Below are 16,322 nucleotides of genomic sequence, written 5' to 3' on the forward strand. Positions count from 1 at the left end.
GATGGCCGATTCCTTGCGCACAGTGCTGAGCAGAGGGTTGTTCCGGTGCTCTCGGTTACGGCCAGGTAGGGGAATGACAGCGAGGCTACCGTTGGAGCATGTCGGACGTAACCCCGCTGAGCGCGGAGATCCTGCGCCGCGCCCCCAAGGTCCTGCTCCACGATCACCTCGACGGCGGCTTGCGGCCGGGCACGGTCGCCGAACTCGCCGAGGATCTCGGCTACCGGGACCTTCCCGCGACGGATCCGGACGAGCTGGGCCGCTGGTTCCGCGCCGCGGCGGACTCCGGTTCACTGGTGTCGTACCTCGAAACGTTCGCCCACACGTGTGGTGTCATGCAAACGGAGGAAGCCCTGGTCAGGGTTGCCGCCGAAGCGGTCGAGGACCTGGCCGCGGACGGGGTCGTCTACGCCGAGCTGCGGTACGCGCCGGAGCTGTTCGTGGAACGCGGGCTGTCACTCGATGCAGTGGTTGAGGCCGTCCAGGCGGGCTTCGCCGAAGGGATGCGGAGGGTAGCCGCGGGCGGCGGCCGGATCCGGGTGCGGACGCTGTTGTGCGGCATGCGCCAGCACGCCCGCGCGCTCGAGATCGCCGAACTCGCGGTGCGCTACCGCGACGCTGGGGTGGCCGGATTCGACATCGCCGGACCGGAGAACGGATTCCCGCCTACCCGCAATCTGGACGCATTCGACTATTTGCGCCGGAACAATGCACACTTCACTATTCATGCCGGCGAAGCGTTCGGACTTCCGTCGATCGGCGAGGCAATCCAGTACTGCGGCGCGGAACGGCTCGGGCACGGCGTGCGGATCGTCGACGACATCACCGCCGACGCCGACGGAAATGTCCATCTTGGACGGTTGGCCTCCTACGTCCGGGACCGGCGGATCCCGCTGGAGATCTGTCCCTCGTCGAATGTCCAGACCGGAACCGTGCCGTCGCTGGCCGAGCATCCCATCGGCCTGCTCGCCCGGCTGCGCTTCCGCGTCACCGTCAACACCGACAACCGGCTGATGAGCGGCTGCACGATGACCAGTGAATTCGCCGCGCTGGCCGAGACGTTCGGCTTCGGCCTCGACGACTTCCGCTGGTTCACGATCAACGCCATGAAATCCGCGTTCCTCGATTTCGACGAGCGGCTCGAGTTGATCGAGAACGTCGTCAAACCCGGGTACGCGGCGCTCGGCTGAATCCCGGCTCCGGAGACGCACTGGCCGCGGCCGCCCGGAAAGGCGGTTGCGTTCGTTAGCCATGCCAACTATCGTTCACTATGTAAGACATAATTCTCAAAATATGAGACGGTGGACGGAATGGCGCAGGTCGAGGTGGGGGAGCAGGTGCGGGAAAAAGGCAGCTCGCGGCGGTGGCTGATTCTCGCGCTCGGCCTCGCCGCGCAGACCGCCAGCTGCTCGTTCCTTTACGGGCTCCCGTTTCTCGTGCCCGCCATGCGCGAGGCCGACCATCTGACGCTGGCGCAGGCGGGCACGGTCGTCGCGGCCCCGAGCATCGGCCTGCTGCTCACGCTCATCGCCTGGGGCGCGGCTGCGGACCGTTACGGCGAGCGCCTCATCATGGCGCTGGGCCTGGGCATTTCGGGGTTACTCCTCGTGTACGCCGCCCTGTGGCACCACCCGGTCGGACTTCTCTTTGGAGTGTTTCTCGTAGCCGGTGCGTGCACGGCTTCGGTGAACGCGGCGAGCGGCCGGGTCGTGATGGGCTGGTTCGCCAAATCCGAGCGCGGCGTCGCGATGGGGATCCGGCAGACGGCGCAGCCGCTGGGGGTCGGGGTGGCCGCGCTAGGGCTGCCGCCGCTGGCCGCGCTGTGGGGGTTCCAGGCGGCGATGCTCCTGCCGGCCGTGCTGGCGGTCGGCGTGGCGCTGTTGGTTGCGCTGTTCGTCGTGGACCCGCCGCGGCCGCCGCGTGCGGCGAAGGGGGAGCGGCCGCCGTCGCCGTACCGCAAGCCGTGGCTGTGGCGAGTGCACGCCGCGAGCGCGCTCTTGGTGGTGCCGCAGTTCGCGGTGTCCGCGTTCGCGCCGGTGTATCTGGTGTCGCAGCATCAATGGACCGCCGCGCAGGCCGGGGTTTTCGTCGCGGTCGCTCAGGTGCTCGGCGCGCTCGGGCGGCTGGCGTCGGGGTATTGGTCGGACCGGGTCGGCAGCCGGCTGCGGCCGATGCGCCAGCTCGCTGTCGCCAGCGTGGTCGTGATGCTGCTGGTCGCGGTCGGGGACGCGACTTGGCTGTGGCTGGTGCTGGCCGCGCTGGTGCTGGCGGCGGTGATCACAGTGGCGGACAACGGTCTCGGCTTCACCGCGTCGGCCGAGCTGGCCGGGGTCGCGTGGTCCGGCCGCGCGATGGGGACGCAGAACACCGCGCAGAACATCGCCGCGTCGGCGACCCCGCCGTTGCTGGGTCTGGTGATCGGGGACAGCCGGTATGCGCTGGCGTACTGCGTGGCGGCGATTTTCCCGCTGCTGGCAATAGGTCTGGTTCCGGTGCGGGCAGAGTCCGAAAAGGACTAAGCGCGCAGGCCGTCGAGAAAGAACGCTAAGTGCCGTCGCCAGGTTTCGGGTGATTCGCGGATCAACGGCGACATCGCGGACATCAGCGGCGCGAGATCCGCGGGTGCGAAATCGGCGCGCAGCTGACCGGATTCCTTTGCCCGGTCGATAATCCGCGCGGCGTGCTCGAAACCGGCGGCGCATGCCTCCAGTACGGCCGGGCTGAGCGGCAGTCGCCGGGCGAGGGCGTCGCTGAGGCCGTGATCCTTGGCCTGCAAGGCAAACAGGCCGTCGAGGAATCCGGTGAAGCCCTGCCACGGGTCCGGCTCCGCCAACGCCTGCGTTGCCAGCTCGTCCAGCGCCGCGATTTGCGCGGGCAGGATCGCGTCGACAAACGCGTCTCGGGTCGGGAAGTGCGCGTACAGGGTGCCGATGCTGACCCCGGCGCTGCGGGCGATCTGCTCCAGCGGCGCGTCGAGGCCGTGCTCGCCGAACGCGCGCGTCGCGGCGGCCAGCAGTTTGTCGCGGTTGCGGGCGGCGTCCGCGCGCAACGGCTTCGATCCGGTGGCCATGGGTCCCATCGTACAAAGTCGAGGCTGCCCTCGGGTTTTGTGGTAGCTTGGCGAACGAAGTCGAGGGCACCCTCGATTTATCCCTGGGGAAGGAAGCCAAGCCATGACCGCTCGCCCGACCGCTGTCGTTCTCGGAGCCGGACCCGGCCTCGGAATGTCGATGGCCCGCCGGTTCTCCGAGGAGGGATACAACGTCGCGCTCGTTTCGCGTACCGCTGAGCGGCACCCGGCTTACCTGGCCGAGCTCGACAACGCCGAAGCGTTCGTCGGCGACGTCCGGAACGGCATCAGCGCGACACTCGACGAAATCACCGAACGGTTCGGCGGTATCGACGTCGCTTACTACGGCCCGGCCGCGATCGAACCGGACAGCTTCCCCACGGACATCACCGACGCGACCGTCGAAGCTGTCGAGAAGGCGATGAGCTGGGTGTATCCGGCGGTCGAGGTGGTCGGCAAACTGCTGCCGGGCATGCTGGAGCGCGGCAGCGGCGGATTCCTGTTCGCCGGCGGGCTCAGCGCGGTGCGGCCGATGCCCGCGCTCGGCGCGCTCGCGCTGTCGTCAGCGGCGCTGCGGAACTACGCGCGGACGCTGCACGAGGGGCTGGCCGGGACCGGCGTGTACGCGGGCAGCCTGATCATCGGCGGTCTGGTCGAACGCGGCGACATTCACCGGATGGTCGTCGCACAGCGGGAAAAATACGGCGACGCCGGCGGCCACACCCTGGATCCGGATGCGATCGCCGGCGTCGCCTGGAAGATGTTCTCCGCCGGTGACTCGGCCGAGAGCGTGTTCGACGCCCTCTAGCAGGTTCAGACCACCGTGAGGCGGTTCTCGAAGTCCTCGACCAGCTTGCGCCAGGCGCTCTGCTCGGTGTCGAACGGAGCGCTCGGCTCGAGCCGGCTCGGGTCCGGCCGCAGCACGAACGACACCAGCCAGCCGAGGCTTTCGTTGGCCGCCAGCGCGGTTTCGACGGTGTCGTCGCCCGCCCATTCGGCCGCGTCGGTGATCAGCTCGACGGCCAGTTCCAGCTGGGTCGGGTCGATCGACTCCGGGCCCTCGGCGATGTCCTCGTCGAGACCGGGGAACACGTAGGTGTTGTCGGTGTCGACCTCGATCTCGAGCTCGTCGGCCGCCGCCTTCTCGCGCACCTCGTCCCAAGTGGACACGCTCGCGAGGTCGGTGTCGGCGAGCTCGTCGCCCGCCTTGATCGCCTTGAGCAGCGCCTTGGGCGAGCTGAACACGTCGATCTCGCCCTCGTTGCCGAGGAACACCGGCTTGTCGTCGAGGTAGCAGCGCAGCGTGTAGTACTCCGCGCCGGAGGTGACGATCTTGATCGGGTCGATGCCGACCTCGCCCCAGAAGCCGACCGGTTCGTCCTCGGCGTCCTCGTCCTCGGCGTCGACCGCTTCGAGGTCCTCCGGACCGCCGTCCTCTTCACCGGCCTCCGCCTCGGCGGACTCCTCGTGGAAGGCGGCCAGCTCTTCGGCGGTCTGCTCCAGCACCGCGGCGTCGACGTCCGGCACGGTCACCAGGTTGTCGATCGCGTCGAGCACGGTGTCCCACTTCTCGGAGACCGCCTTCGACAGGTCGTTCCACAGCGCTTCGCCCTCGCGCCCGGTGAACGGCAGCCGGCCCTGCTCCAGCAGCGAGAAGCCCTCGTAGGCGTCGAGCACCTCGTGCACCTCGTCGAGCTCGCACACGTCGGCGAGCGAACGGACGATGCCGACGATCTCGGCCAGCTCGCCGATCGTCCACGAGTCCGGCTCCTCGGCGACCAGCTCGGGCACGCCGACGAGGTCGTAGGAGTGGTCGTCGTCGGGGATCAGCTCGGGCACGTTCAGTGCGGGCACCGCGTCCCACGCCGGGTGGTCGAGCAGGTCGTGCTGCTCGGCCGTGCGCACGAAAGCGGCCAGGTGCGCGGCGTCCGGGAAGGCGTACAGGTCGTCCTCGTCGCCGAGGAACGCTTCCCACTCCTCGCCGTCCTCCCGCCACCGCGGGGCCCAGAGGGTGACCACGTCGCCCTGCGGCAGCCCGAGCTCGATCGGGATGATGTCCTGTGCCATTGCCGAATCCTCCGCGAGTACCGCCCGTGTGCGCGCCCGCCTGTCCGTTCCCCTCCGGCAGCGCGCGGTACCGGAAGCCTACGGGTTAGGGCAAGCACCCGCGATCTCCCCTGCACCTGCGGGCGGGGCCGGGATGGCACGATGGGTGCCACGATGACTCTCACCGACCTCCTGCCAGCGGATCCCGACGCAGATGCCCTGTTCGAAGCCTTCACGACGTGGACGGCGGAGCGGGGCATCGAGCTGTACCCGGCGCAGGAGGAGGCGGTGATCGAGGTCGTCTCCGGGGCCAACGTGATCCTGTCGACCCCGACCGGCTCCGGCAAAAGCCTCGTCGCGGTCGGCGCGCACTTCACCGCGCTCGCCCACGGCAAACGCAGTTTTTACACCGCGCCGATCAAGGCGCTCGTCTCGGAGAAGTTCTTCCAGCTCATCGAGATCTTCGGGGCCGACCAGGTCGGCATGATGACCGGCGATTCGAGCGTCAACGCCGACGCGCCGATCATCTGCTGCACTGCGGAAATCTTGGCGAACATCGCGTTGCGCGACGGCGCCGACGCACCGGTCGGCCAGGTCGTCGCGGACGAGTTCCACTTCTATTCGGAACCGGACCGCGGCTGGGCGTGGCAGGTCCCGCTGATCGAGCTGCCGAACGCGCAGTTCGTGCTCATGTCGGCCACGCTCGGCGACGTTTCGTTCTTCGAAAAGGACCTGACCCGGCGGACCGGACGGCCTACCGCGGTGGTCACTTCGGCGCAGCGGCCGGTGCCGCTCACCTTCCGGTACGCGCTCACGCCGCTGCACGAGACGATGTCGGAGCTGCTCAACGGCGGCCAGGCGCCGGTGTATGTCGTGCATTTCTCGCAGGCGGCGGCCATCGAGCGGGCGCAGACGCTGATGAGCATCAACGTCACCACCAAGGCGGAGAAGGAGGCGATCGCCGACCTGCTCGGCGACTTCCGGTTCTCCGCCGGGTTCGGCAAGACGCTCTCGCGGCTCGTGCGGCACGGCATCGGCGTGCACCACGCGGGCATGCTGCCGAAGTACCGGCGGCTGGTCGAAACGCTCGCGCAGTCGGGGCTGCTGAAGGTGATCTGCGGGACGGACACCCTCGGCGTCGGCATTAACGTGCCGATCCGCACGGTGGTGTTCTCGGCGCTGACGAAGTACGACGGCGTGCGGCAGCGGCATTTGAAGGCGCGCGAGTTCCACCAGATCGCCGGACGCGCGGGCCGGGCCGGCTACGACACCGACGGTTACGTGGTCGTGCAGGCACCGGATCACGTGGTGGAGAACGCGAAGGCGCTGGAGAAGGCGGGCGACGACCCGAAGAAGAAAAAGAAGATCGTCCGGAAGAAAGCGCCGGAGGGTTTCGTCAACTGGACCGAGAGCACGTTCGACCGGCTGATCGCGGCCGATCCGGAACCGCTCACGTCCAGCTTCCAAGTCAGCCACTCGATGCTGCTGAACGTGATTTCCCGGCCGGGCAACGCGTTCGACGCGATGCGGCATCTGCTGGAGGACAACCATTCGGACCGTCCGACGCAGCGGAAGCTGATCCTGCGGGCGATCGAGATCTACCGTTCGCTGCTCGCCGCCGGGGTCGTGGAAAAGCTGCCCGAGCCGGACGCCGAGGGGCGCGTCGTCCGCCTGACGGTGGACCTGCAGTTCGATTTCGCGTTGAACCAGCCGCTTTCGCCGTTCGCGTTGGCTGCCATCGAGTTGCTGGACATCGAGTCGCCGTCGTACGCGCTGGACGTGGTGTCCATTGTGGAATCCACAGTGGACAACCCGCGTCCGGTGCTGTCGCAGCAGCAGTTCAAGGCGCGCGGGGAAGCCGTGCAGGCGATGAAGGCCGACGGGATCGAGTACGACGAGCGGATGGAGCTGCTCGAGTCCGTCACGTATCCGAAACCGCTGGAGGAACTGCTCAACGCGGCTTACCAGTCGTATCGCGCCGGGCATCCGTGGGTGGCGGATTACGAGCTGTCGCCGAAGTCGGTGGTGCGCGATATGTACGAGCGCGCGATGAACTTCGTGGAATACGTGGGCTTTTATCAGCTCGCGCGGTCTGAGGGTTTGGTGCTGCGCTACCTCGCCGACACCTACGACGCGTTGCGGCACACCGTGCCGGACGAGGCGAAGACCGAATCGTTGCAGGACCTCATCGAATGGCTCGGCGAACTGGTGCGCCAGGTCGACTCGAGCCTGCTGGACGAATGGGAAGCGCTGCGGCATCCGGACGAGGAAGGCCCGGTGTCGCACCGGCCGCCGCCCGAGCCGCCCGCGGTCACGCGCAACGAGCGGGCGTTCCGTGTGCTGGTGCGCAACGAGTTGTTCCGCCGGGTGGAGCTGGCTTCGCGCCGGGCGTACGAGGAACTGGGCTCGCTGGACGCGGCTTCCGGCTGGGACGCGGACGCGTGGGAAGACGCGATCGAGGACTACTTCGACGAGCACGATTCACTCGGAATCGGCCCGGACGCGCGTGGTCCGGCGTTGTTGCTGATCGAGCAGGAGCCGGACGTGTGGCGCGTTCGGCAGATCTTCGACGATCCGGCTGGCGACCATGACTGGGGGATCAGCGCGGAGGTCGATCTGCGTGCCTCGGACGAGGTGGGCAGCGCGGTGGTCCGGATCGTGGACGTCAATCAGCTCTGAGGGTTTGCGTCCGGGCTGGCCAGGATCGGCGGCTGCCAACGGGTGTAGCGCAGCATCGACCGCGCCATCACCGTTGTCGGCATGGCTCGGAACGCCAGATTCCGCACCGCGATCGCGGCTGGGTTCGTCAGCTGCTGGCCCATCCGGCCGGTTTGCCGGGCGGCTCGGGCGATGGCCTGGCTGCGCGGGCGGCGTTCGGCGTCGTACCGGGTGAGCGCGGTGTCGAGGTCAGTCGACGACAGCGCATGGGCCAGTGTCACCGCGTCTTCCAGGGCCTGACAAGCGCCCTGGCCAAGGTTCGGCTGCATCGCGTGCGCGGCATCGCCGAGCAGGGCGACTCGACCGGACACATAGGACGGTAGCGGCGTCACCAGTTCGTAAACGTCGTGATGCAGCACGGCTTCCGGGTCGGTCGCGTCGAGCAGCTCGGTGATTGGTTCGTGCCAGGAACCGAAGCGGCGGCGCATTTCGGCGATCGGGTCGGGATAGCGGGTGCCTGCCGGGATGCTCAGCACGGCGTGCCATTCGGCTCGGCCGTCCGCCAAACCGATGTATCCGAACTCGACTCCACGGCCCCAGGTGAGGTTGAAGTCCGAAGAGGACAGTGGGAACGGCTCGGTCGTGATGGCGCGGATGACGGCCGATCCACTGTAGACGGGGCCAGGATGAGCGGGAAAGAAACGCTTGCGCAGTCGGCTGTTTACGCCGTCGGCGGCGACAATCACGTCGGCCTTATGGCGGCCGGACGACGTGACCACGGCGTTGTCCTCGACGGCGGTGACCTCCTCCCGCACCACCGGCGAGGGCAGCAGAGACCGCAGCAGCCGATGCAATTCGTACCGTGCGATGCCGACGATCGGCGTCCCGGCGACGCGTTCGAGTTCGACTCCGTCCATGCGCGCCAGCCAAGTCCCGCGCGGGCTGCGGGTGCTGACGGTGCGCTGGAAGCAGCCGGCGGCGCGGAGTGCGTCGCCGGCTCCCAACGCGTCCAGGGCTCGAACGCCGTTGGCGGCAAGGGAAATTCCGGAACCGGCGTCGTCCAGTTCGCCGGGCAGCCGTTCGAAGACCGTGACCTGCCAGCCGACGCGCGACAATCCGATCGCCGCGGCCAGCCCGCCGATTCCCCCGCCGACGACTGCCGCTGATCCACCTGTGGGCACCCCGCCAGGATAGGCCCGATCAGCTGGCCATGAGCATGGAACGCGCGTCCAGGCCGTCGAACCACAGGCCGATCGCCAGTCCGGCGGCGGCTTCCAGCAGGGCGGCTCGGTCGAGACCGCCCGCGGGCAGGGGAGTGCAGCCCAGGTCCTGGACCAGCTCCGTTGCCACGGCGACGGCCTCCGGGGCACCGCACAGCGGGACGCCGAGCGGGCGGCCTTCGAACAGCGGAGGAGTCATTCGCCAGACGTCCACGTGGGCGAGGTTGAACGCCTTCACCACCGAAGCGCCGGGGGCATATTCGGCGATCCGCGCGGCTACGGGTTCACCGGTCGCACCGGGGGCGTTGGTGCAGTCGATGAGGACCTTGCCGGTGAGGTCGAGCGGGGTGAGCAGGGATTCGAGGGCGGTGGTGGGGACGGCCAGCAGGATGGCGTCCGCCCGGGCGGCGGCCTCGGCCCAGTCCACAGCCTCGGCGCCGAGTTCAGCGGCCAAGGCCGCGGCGTGCGCGGCGGAGCGGCCGGAGACGGTCAGGTCGTGCCGGGTCCACTGGCCGCCGAGGGCGGACGCCATTCCGCCGGTGCCGAAGAGGGCGATGCGCATGGGAAGGTCTCCTGTCGTCGCGTGGTTGTACGCAAGCGACGTTAGGAACCCCGGCAGGAACCGAAAGGTAACCATGGACTTCATCGCCGACTGCCGCACCCGGCTCGCGTTCGACCTGGTGGCGAACACCTGGCATCCGGTCGTGCTGTGGGCGTTGAAAAGCGGCCCGCTGCGGCACGGCGAACTGCGCACGCGCATCGGCGGGATCAGCGCGAAGGTGCTGACCGAGGCGGTGCGCAAGCTGGAACGCGACGGGCTCGTCGAGCGCGCGGACGGGGCGTATCAGCTCACCGGGCTAGGGGCGAGTTTCCTCGGGCCGATCGAGGGGTTCGGGCGCTGGGCGGCGGAGTACGGCGACCAGGTGCTCGAAGCGCAGCTCGCTCACGAAGGCAATGGCCTGGCCCGCGCCAGCTCCAGCAACGGGACGGCGGCCGCGGCGTCGGTGACCAGCGTCGACACCAACCCGGAGCGCAGTACCGCGTCCACCGCTTCGGCTTTCGGGCGGCTGTAACCGATCGCGATCACCTCGGGGACCGCCATCAGCTCCTCGTGGCTGATCGCCAGCACGTGGTGCGCCAGCCCGGTGCCGAGCGAGTTGCCGTCCGCGTCGAACAGCCGCGCGGCGACCTCGGCGGTCGCGCCCCGGGCCGCGATGGCGGCGCGTTCGGCCTCGTCGAGCGCGTCGTACACGGTGGACTCCCCGGCCTCCCAGGAACCGATACTCACGACCGCTTTGGTGAGTTTCCCGAACTGGGCGAACGTTTCCGCGATGCCCGGCTGGTGCCGCAGGATCTCGGTGGTCCGCCGGTCGGGCAGGACGAGCGGGCCGAAGATCGGGTACGAATCGCCGCCGGACACCGACGTCACGCGGCTGACCGTCTCCACCGAACGGCCGCGCATGTCCATCCCGGCCTGCACCCCGCACAACTGCACGATCGGGCAGCGCGGCAGGGTCCGGATCGCCTCGGTCATCGCGTTGACCGAGCGCGCCCAGGACAGCCCGATGACGTCGTCCGGGGTCGCGATCTCCTCCAGCAGCCGGGCGGCCAGCGCGCCGACCTGCTTGCGGACGACCTCCCTCGGTTCCTTTTCGGATGCTCGTTCGAGCACGAGCACGCGGTTCAGCCGGTACGCCCGGCGGATGTCGTCGGACAGTTCGACGTCGACCGGCGCGGGCAGGTCGAACTCGATCCGCACCAGTCCGGACTCGAGTGCCGTGTCCAGCATCCGCGCGACCTTGAACCGGCTCATGCCGAACTCGTCGGCGATCTCCAGTTTCGAGGCGCCCTGCACGTAGAACCGCCTGGCCATGGTCGCCAGCAGCAGCGTCTCGGTTAGCGGTAGTGGCCCCTTTTTCCTGCTCACATGAGCAGGATAGCGCAAAAATGAGCTTTGCTGGTTGACGGATCCGCAGGCAGGGGCCTGTAATGCCTACGCATGTTACCTACGGCATAAGTCAAAATCGCTCAAATGAGCATCTTGGAAGGTGATGACGCATGCGCGCCGCGATCGTGGACCGGCCCGGGGAGATCCGGGTCGGCGAGGTTCCCGATCCGAAGCCCGGGGAGCGCCAGGTCGTCGTGAAGGTGGGTGCCTGCGGGATCTGCGGCACGGACCTGCACATCGCCGACGGGCATTTCCCGCCGACCCCGTATCCCATCGTCCCCGGGCACGAGTTCTCCGGGGAGATCGTCGAACTCGGCGCGGACGTGCCCGCCGAGTGGAAGGTCGGCGACCGGGTCGCGGTCGACCCGTCGATCTACTGCGGATACTGCACCCCGTGCCGGTCCGGGCACGGCAACCTCTGCGCGAACTGGAACGCGACCGGCGACACCGTCAACGGCGCGTTCGCCGAGTACGTCGCGGTGCCTGCCGACACCTGTTACCGGATGCCCGACTCGATGACCTGGGAACAGGGCGCGCTGGTCGAACCCGTTTCCTGCGCGGTGCACGGCGTGCGCCGGATCGGCGTGGAGGCGGGCGAACGCTTCCTCGTGGTCGGCGCGGGCACGATGGGGCTGATCATGCAGCAGCTCCTGATCCGCGCGGGTGCGCACGTGACGATGGTCGACCGCAACGCCGCCCGGTTGCCTCGCGCGACCGACCTCGGCGCGACCGCGGTGGCCTCCGACGTGTCCGAATTGGACGATGAGCGCTTCGACGCCGCAGTGGACTGCACCGGCGCGGCACCCGCGATCGAGGCAGCGTTCAACGCGCTGCACCGCGGTGGCCGGTTGCTCGTGTTCGGGGTTGCCCCGGCCGAAGCCCGCGTCGCGCTTTCGCCGTTCCGCATCTACAACGACGAAATCACCATCGTCGGTTCGATGGCCGTGCTGAACAGCTACGGCAACGCGCTCGACCTCGTCGCGAACGGTTACATCGACACCGAAGCGCTGATCACCGACACCCTTCCGCTCGAGCAGTACCCCGAGGCGCTGGCGAAGATGCGCAGCGGGTCCGGCCTCAAGATCCAGGTGCTGCCCGGAGGTGGTGGCGGTGCGTAAACTCCTGTGCCTCCTTGCCGCGACAGCGTTGTTAGTGACGGGATGCGCCGGAGCCGGGGCGCTCGGCACCGGCGGGCGGACACTGGTCGTCGCGATCGTGTCCAATCCGCAGATGAAGGACGCCATCTCGCTCAAGGGCGAGTTCGAGCAGGCCAACCCCGGGATCAAGCTCAAGTTCGTTTCCCTTCCGGAAAACGAGGCCAGGGCGAAGATCACCGCGTCCACCGCCACCCAGGGCGGCGAGTTCGACGTGGTGATGATCAGCAATTACGAGGCTCCGCAATGGGCGGCCAACGGCTGGCTGGAGAACCTCGAACCGCACATGAAGGCGACGCCGGGATACGACGAGGCCGACTTCATCCCGAGCATCCGGCAGTCGCTGTCGTACCAGAACCAGATGTACGCGGTGCCGTTCTACGGCGAATCGTCCTTTGTGGTCTATCGCAAGGACCTGTTCCAGAAGGCCGGGCTGAACATGCCCGCGCATCCGACGTGGCAGCAGATCGCCGATTTCGCCGCGAAACTCGATGACAAGCAGGCCGGCGTCGCCGGGATCTGCCTGCGCGGCAAGCCGGGCTGGGGCGAAAGCCTCGCGCCGTTCACCACGGTCGCGAACACCTTCGGCGCGCAGTGGTTCGACAAGAACTGGAACGCGAAGCTGACCAGCCCGGAGTTCACCAAGGCGGCGAACTTCTACGTGAACCTGCTGCGCGACCACGGAGAGGTCGGCGCATCCAGCGCCGGGTTCACCGAATGCGGCACGAAGTACGCCCAGGGCAACGCCGCGATGTGGTACGACGCCACCTCGATGACCGGCACCACGGAAGACCCGAAGACCAGCCACGTCGGCGGCAAGAACGGCTACGTCGCCGCGCCGGTGGACAAGACGCAGGCGAGCGGATGGCTCTACACCTGGGCGCTGGGCATTCCGAAGGTCGGCAAGAACAAGGACGACGCCTGGAAGTTCATGGCGTGGATGACGAACAAGGAGTACGCGAAGAAGGTCGGCGAGACCTACGGCTGGAACCGGGTGCCGCCGGGCACGCGCAAGTCGACCTATGAGATCCCGCAGTACAAGGAAGCCGCGAAGGCCTACGCCCAGCCGACGCTGGACGGCATCGCGGCGGCCAACCAGCAGCAGACGATGGTGAACCCGGTGCCGTACCCGGGCATCCAGTTCGTCGGGATCCCGGAGTTCCAGGACCTCGGCACCCGGGTGAGCCAGCAGTTGTCCGCCGCGATCGCCGGTCAGACCTCCGTCGCCGACGCGCTCGCGCAATCGCAGAAATACGCGGAAACCGTCGGAAAGTCGTATCAGGAGGTGCAGAAATGAGCACCCTCTCCGTCCCCGCCGGAACCGCGCCGGCGACCGCGAAGCCCGCTGCCAAGAAGGTGACCGGTTCGGCCGGGAAACGGCGGCTGCCGCTGCTGCCCGCGCTGATCTTCGTGATCGCGGTGACGCAGATCCCGTTCCTGCTCACCCTGTTCTACTCGTTCCAGTCGTGGAACCTGGTGCGTCCGGGCTCTCGGCATTTCGTCGGTTTCCGCAACTACATCGACGTCTTCACCGACACGACGTTCCTCGGCGCGCTGCTGAACACCGTGGTGCTCACCGTGGTCTGCGTGTTCCTGTCGCTGCTGCTCGGACTCGGGCTCGCGGTGCTGCTCGACCGGAAGTTCGCCGGCCGCGGCTTCGTCCGCACGCTGCTGATCACGCCGTTCCTCATCCTCCCGGCGGCAGGCGCGCTGCTGTGGAAGACGACGGTGTTCGACCCGACGTACGGGCTGCTGCACTTCGTGTTCGGCACGGACACCGACTGGCTTTCGCAGTTCCCGCTGGCCGCGGTGATGGCGCAGATCATCTGGCAGTGGACGCCGTTCATGACGCTGCTGATCCTCGCCGGGCTGCAAAGCCAGTCTAAGGAGGTGCTGGAGGCGGCGTCGGTGGACGGCGCGAGCCGCTGGCGCACCTTCGTGTCGATCACGCTGCCGCACCTTTCTCGGTTCCTGCAGCTGGCCACGCTGCTCGGCGCGATCTACATCGTGAACAGCTTCGACGCGATTTTCCTGATGACGCAAGGCGGTCCGGGCACGGCCAGCACGAACCTGCCGTTCTACATCTACCAGCGCGCGTTCGAGGGCTTCGACATCGGACAGTCGTCCGCGATGGGCGTGGTGGTGGTCATCCTGACGATGATCGTCGCGACGTTCGCGCTGCGGCTGATGTTCCGCGCGTTCTCCGTGGACGGAGGAGTCAAGTGAGCACCGCAACCGCCACCGCCTCGCCCGCCGCCACCGACACCGCGCCGCCTCCGCGTCGCCGGACCAAACGCCGCTATGGCCCCGGCACGCTGACCGTCGCGACCTGGATCATCGCGATCCTGTTCGTTTTCCCGCTGCTGTGGATGATCCTCACCGCGTTCAAGCAGGAGAACGACGCCTACACCGATCCGCCGAAGCTGTTCTTCACCCCGACGTTCGACCAGATCTCGAACGTCCTCAACAGCGGTTTCCTGCCGTACCTGGGAAATTCGGCGTTCGTCACGGTGATTTCGACGCTGCTCGTGCTGCTGCTGGGAATCCCGGCCGCGTACGCGCTGTCGCTGGCCCCGGTCAAGGGAACGAAGAACGCGCTGGGCTTCTTCCTGTCGACCAAGATGCTGCCGATCGTGGCCGCGATCATCCCGCTGTACGTGATCTCGCAGAACACCAACCTGCTGGACACGGTGTGGGCGCTGATCATCCTGTACACCGCGATGAACCTGCCGCTCGCGATCTGGATGATGCGGTCGTTCTTCCTGGAAGTCCCCGGCGAAATGATCGAGGCGGCGCGGATCGACGGGGCGAACCTGCCGACGTTGCTGCGCAAGATCATCATGCCGGTGGTCGCGCCCGGGATCGCCGCGACCGCGCTGATCTGCGTGATCTTCTCCTGGACGGAGTTCTTCTACGCGGTCAACCTCACCGCCGCCCGGGCCGGCACGGTGCCGGTGTTCCTGGTCGGCTTCATCACCAGCGAGGGCCTGTACTGGGCCCAGCTGTCCGCCGCCGCGCTGCTGGCCTCGCTGCCGGTGATGATCGTCGGCTGGATCGCGCAGAACCACCTGGTGCGCGGCCTGTCCATGGGCGCTGTGAAGTAAGGGAGAACGCAGATGTCCGCTGAAGTGATTTACGACCAGGCGTCGCGTGTCTACCCCGGCAACCCGGGCGTCCGCGCGGTCGACCAGTTGAGCCTCGATGTGCCGGACGGCGAATTTCTCGTGCTCGTCGGCCCGTCCGGATCGGGCAAGTCGACCGCGCTGCGGATGCTCGCCGGGCTGGAGGACGTCAACGAGGGCGCGATCCGGATCGGCGACCGCGACGTCACCGACCTGCCGCCGAAGGACCGGGACATCGCGATGGTGTTCCAGTCCTACGCGCTGTACCCGCACATGACGGTCGCCGACAACATGGGTTTCGCGTTGAAATTGCGCGGTTTCTCGGCGGCCGACATCAAGAAGCGGGTGGACGAGGCCGCCAAGATGCTGGACCTGTCGCGGTTCCTCGACCGCAAACCGAAGGCGTTGTCCGGCGGGCAGCGGCAGCGAGTCGCGATGGGCCGGGCGATCGTGCGCGAGCCGAGCGTGTTCCTGATGGACGAGCCACTGTCCAATCTGGACGCGAAATTGCGCGTGGAAACCCGCGCCAACATCGCGAAACTCCAGCAACGGCTCGGCACGACGACCATCTACGTGACCCACGACCAGGTCGAAGCCATGACGATGGGCGACCGGGTGGCCGTGCTGAAGGACGGCGTGCTGCAGCAATGCGCGTCGCCGCGGTCGCTGTACGAGAAGCCGGAGAACTCGTTCGTGGCCGGGTTCATCGGATCGCCGGCGATGAACCTGGCGACGCTGCCGTTGACCGACGGCGGCGTGCAGCTAGGCGACCTCGTGGTGCCGCTGCCCACTGAGGTGCGGACCGCGGCAGCTGGGCTGTCGGAGATCGTCTTCGGCATCCGGCCGGAGTCGCTGCGCCTGGTCGGCGAGGCCGACGACGGTTTCGAGCTGGTGGTGGAACTCGTCGAGGAACTGGGCGCGGACGCGTACCTGCACGGCAAGGTCGGCGACGACCGGTTCGTGGTCCGGGTCGACGGCCGGACGCCGCCCCGGATCGGCGACAACGTCCGGGTGGCGCTGCGCGGCGAGGGCGAGACGCACGCGTTCGATCCGAAGACGACGCTGCGGCTGGGCTGAACGGCTCGTGAGTGTTCATGCCGATTA

Annotated in this window: 14 protein-coding genes and 1 pseudogene; 10 read left to right on the forward strand and 5 right to left on the reverse strand. The window is 67.9% G+C overall.

Annotated features, from left to right (window positions below):
- The first annotated feature begins 98 nt into the window (after positions 1-98).
- The gene (locus EIZ44_RS29110) at positions 99-1,190 is read left to right on the forward strand and encodes an adenosine deaminase (protein WP_134732503.1); all 1,092 of its coding nucleotides are present in this window, start codon (positions 99-101) and stop codon (positions 1,188-1,190) included.
- A gap of 120 nt (positions 1,191-1,310) precedes the next feature.
- A complete protein-coding gene (locus EIZ44_RS29115) occupies positions 1,311-2,519 on the forward strand; it encodes an MFS transporter (protein ID WP_134732592.1) in 1,209 nt (402 codons plus the stop codon).
- Here the strand turns inward: EIZ44_RS29115 and EIZ44_RS29120 are convergent.
- Positions 2,516-3,070 carry a TetR/AcrR family transcriptional regulator gene (locus EIZ44_RS29120; RefSeq protein ID WP_037816134.1) on the reverse strand — a complete coding sequence of 185 codons (555 nt, stop codon included), beginning with the start codon at positions 3,068-3,070 and terminating at the stop codon, positions 2,516-2,518. The genes EIZ44_RS29115 and EIZ44_RS29120 overlap by 4 nt on opposite strands.
- Before the next feature lie 103 nt (positions 3,071-3,173).
- Between EIZ44_RS29120 and EIZ44_RS29125 the strand changes: the two genes are divergently transcribed.
- Entirely contained in the window at positions 3,174-3,878 is a 705-nt protein-coding gene (locus tag EIZ44_RS29125) for an SDR family NAD(P)-dependent oxidoreductase (protein WP_134732505.1), read from the forward strand.
- A 5-nt stretch (positions 3,879-3,883) separates the two neighbouring features.
- On the opposite strand, the gene EIZ44_RS29130 is transcribed toward EIZ44_RS29125, so the two are convergent.
- Positions 3,884-5,137, reverse strand: a complete 1,254-nt coding sequence (locus tag EIZ44_RS29130; RefSeq protein WP_037816131.1) for a SatS C-terminal domain-containing protein — start codon at positions 5,135-5,137, stop codon at positions 3,884-3,886.
- Between the two features lie 153 nt (positions 5,138-5,290).
- On the opposite strand from EIZ44_RS29130, the gene EIZ44_RS29135 reads away from it, so the two are divergent.
- Positions 5,291-7,795, forward strand: coding sequence for a DEAD/DEAH box helicase (locus EIZ44_RS29135; RefSeq protein ID WP_134732507.1), 2,505 nt, complete (start codon positions 5,291-5,293; stop codon positions 7,793-7,795).
- On the opposite strand, the gene EIZ44_RS29140 is transcribed toward EIZ44_RS29135, so the two are convergent.
- Positions 7,786-8,955 (reverse strand): FAD-dependent monooxygenase, encoded by a 1,170-nt coding sequence (locus EIZ44_RS29140; RefSeq protein WP_134732509.1) that lies wholly within the window; start codon positions 8,953-8,955, stop codon positions 7,786-7,788. The two genes, EIZ44_RS29135 and EIZ44_RS29140, sit on opposite strands and share 10 nt — an antisense overlap.
- 19 nt (positions 8,956-8,974) lie before the next feature.
- A complete protein-coding gene (locus EIZ44_RS29145; RefSeq protein ID WP_134732510.1) occupies positions 8,975-9,556 on the reverse strand; it encodes an NADPH-dependent F420 reductase in 582 nt (193 codons plus the stop codon).
- A 73-nt stretch (positions 9,557-9,629) separates the two neighbouring features.
- Between EIZ44_RS29145 and EIZ44_RS29150 the strand changes: the two are divergent.
- A pseudogene (locus EIZ44_RS29150) lies at positions 9,630-9,932 on the forward strand (winged helix-turn-helix transcriptional regulator); the annotation flags it as partial.
- Between the two features lie 5 nt (positions 9,933-9,937).
- Here EIZ44_RS29150 and EIZ44_RS29155 read toward each other — a convergent pair.
- Complete coding sequence (locus EIZ44_RS29155; RefSeq protein WP_051172602.1) at positions 9,938-10,867, reverse strand: sugar-binding transcriptional regulator; 930 nt, start codon at positions 10,865-10,867, stop codon at positions 9,938-9,940.
- Between the two features lie 185 nt (positions 10,868-11,052).
- On the opposite strand from EIZ44_RS29155, the gene EIZ44_RS29160 reads away from it, so the two are divergent.
- The 5 genes from EIZ44_RS29160 to EIZ44_RS29180 all read left to right on the forward strand — a co-directional run bounded on the left by EIZ44_RS29160 (position 11,053) and on the right by EIZ44_RS29180 (position 16,295).
- Complete coding sequence (locus tag EIZ44_RS29160) at positions 11,053-12,060, forward strand: zinc-dependent alcohol dehydrogenase family protein (protein ID WP_134732512.1); 1,008 nt, start codon at positions 11,053-11,055, stop codon at positions 12,058-12,060.
- Positions 12,047-13,393, forward strand: a complete 1,347-nt coding sequence (locus EIZ44_RS29165; RefSeq protein ID WP_037816125.1) for an ABC transporter substrate-binding protein — start codon at positions 12,047-12,049, stop codon at positions 13,391-13,393. The genes EIZ44_RS29160 and EIZ44_RS29165 overlap by 14 nt, the downstream gene beginning before the upstream one ends.
- The gene (locus EIZ44_RS29170) at positions 13,390-14,322 is read left to right on the forward strand and encodes a carbohydrate ABC transporter permease (protein ID WP_037816123.1); all 933 of its coding nucleotides are present in this window, start codon (positions 13,390-13,392) and stop codon (positions 14,320-14,322) included. The genes EIZ44_RS29165 and EIZ44_RS29170 overlap by 4 nt, the downstream gene beginning before the upstream one ends.
- Before the next feature lie 89 nt (positions 14,323-14,411).
- Positions 14,412-15,200, forward strand: a complete 789-nt coding sequence (locus EIZ44_RS29175) for a carbohydrate ABC transporter permease (protein ID WP_037716491.1) — start codon at positions 14,412-14,414, stop codon at positions 15,198-15,200.
- 12 nt (positions 15,201-15,212) lie between these two features.
- Positions 15,213-16,295 (forward strand): ABC transporter ATP-binding protein, encoded by a 1,083-nt coding sequence (locus tag EIZ44_RS29180; RefSeq protein ID WP_134732514.1) that lies wholly within the window; start codon positions 15,213-15,215, stop codon positions 16,293-16,295.
- Positions 16,296-16,322: the final 27 nt, after the last annotated feature.

The sequence above is a fragment of the Amycolatopsis nivea genome, assembly GCF_004522235.1.
Lineage (GTDB): Bacteria > Actinomycetota > Actinomycetes > Mycobacteriales > Pseudonocardiaceae > Amycolatopsis > Amycolatopsis nivea.

Excerpts from the sequence above, each read along its gene's own strand:
- EIZ44_RS29110 (WP_134732503.1), top strand. The coding sequence starts at position 99 with ATGTCGGACGTAACCCCGCTGAGCGCGGAGATCCTGCGCCGCGCCCCC.
- EIZ44_RS29115 (WP_134732592.1), top strand. The coding sequence starts at position 1,311 with ATGGCGCAGGTCGAGGTGGGGGAGCAGGTGCGGGAAAAAGGCAGCTCG.
- EIZ44_RS29120 (WP_037816134.1), bottom strand. The coding sequence starts at position 3,070 with ATGGCCACCGGATCGAAGCCGTTGCGCGCGGACGCCGCCCGCAACCGC.
- EIZ44_RS29125 (WP_134732505.1), top strand. The coding sequence starts at position 3,174 with ATGACCGCTCGCCCGACCGCTGTCGTTCTCGGAGCCGGACCCGGCCTC.
- EIZ44_RS29130 (WP_037816131.1), bottom strand. The coding sequence starts at position 5,137 with ATGGCACAGGACATCATCCCGATCGAGCTCGGGCTGCCGCAGGGCGAC.
- EIZ44_RS29135 (WP_134732507.1), top strand. The coding sequence starts at position 5,291 with ATGACTCTCACCGACCTCCTGCCAGCGGATCCCGACGCAGATGCCCTG.
- EIZ44_RS29145 (WP_134732510.1), bottom strand. The coding sequence starts at position 9,556 with ATGCGCATCGCCCTCTTCGGCACCGGCGGAATGGCGTCCGCCCTCGGC.
- EIZ44_RS29155 (WP_051172602.1), bottom strand. The coding sequence starts at position 10,867 with ATGGCCAGGCGGTTCTACGTGCAGGGCGCCTCGAAACTGGAGATCGCC.
- EIZ44_RS29160 (WP_134732512.1), top strand. The coding sequence starts at position 11,053 with ATGCGCGCCGCGATCGTGGACCGGCCCGGGGAGATCCGGGTCGGCGAG.
- EIZ44_RS29170 (WP_037816123.1), top strand. The coding sequence starts at position 13,390 with ATGAGCACCCTCTCCGTCCCCGCCGGAACCGCGCCGGCGACCGCGAAG.
- EIZ44_RS29180 (WP_134732514.1), top strand. The coding sequence starts at position 15,213 with ATGTCCGCTGAAGTGATTTACGACCAGGCGTCGCGTGTCTACCCCGGC.